1 protein-coding gene and 1 pseudogene are annotated in these 526 nt (G+C 62.0%); both read right to left on the bottom strand.

Annotated features, from left to right (window positions below):
• Positions 1–197: ATP-binding protein (locus Q668_RS01035; protein ID WP_036218807.1), on the bottom strand; the 197-nt coding region annotated here is incomplete at its 3' end.
• Positions 198–211: 14 nt separating this feature from the next.
• Positions 212–526, bottom strand: a pseudogene (locus Q668_RS01030) (IS21 family transposase); the annotation flags it as partial.

The following is a 526-nucleotide window of genomic DNA, read 5'->3' as shown; positions in this document are numbered from 1 at the left end:
CGCAATCGGGCTGCCTTCAACAGCCGTTCCAGCCGGCGGTTTTCCCGGTGCAGCACCTCCCGGTCGATCAATAGAGCCAGGCGTTCTTCGAACGCCAGGTCGTGGGTGTCGGGCTGTGCCCGTTGTTGTTCCAGAGCATCGCACATGCCGGTCAGCTTGAGCTGGCGCAGGGTATCGAGGGTGTTTTGAGTCAACATCAGCTTCTCCGGGATCAGTGGTAGTAGCGGGGGCCGCGAACGTTGGTGTGAACGGGCAGATCGGCCAGTTCCGGTTCCTCCTCGGTCAGCGGCAAAGGCAACTGATCCAGGCCCTGCTTCAGGATCGAAGTGATACTCTGGTAGCTGGTCGAGTTGATGGACAACGCCCGGGCACAGGCCTGCTCCAGCCGGTCACGGCTGTAACGTCGACTCAGGTTTAACAGCCCCAGGCAGGCCCGGTAGCCATGTTCGGGATGCGGGCGATCTTTAAGCTGGCGCTGTACCACGTCGAGCGTGGCGGGGCCGATGTCCGTGGCCCAGTTCAGGAA

The organism is Marinobacter sp. ES-1, from assembly GCF_000475255.1.
In the GTDB taxonomy this organism is placed as follows: Bacteria; Pseudomonadota; Gammaproteobacteria; order Pseudomonadales; family Oleiphilaceae; genus Marinobacter; species Marinobacter vinifirmus.
The sequence above is the reverse complement of the archived record's forward strand: the minus strand, read 5'-3'. Positions and strand labels throughout refer to the sequence as shown.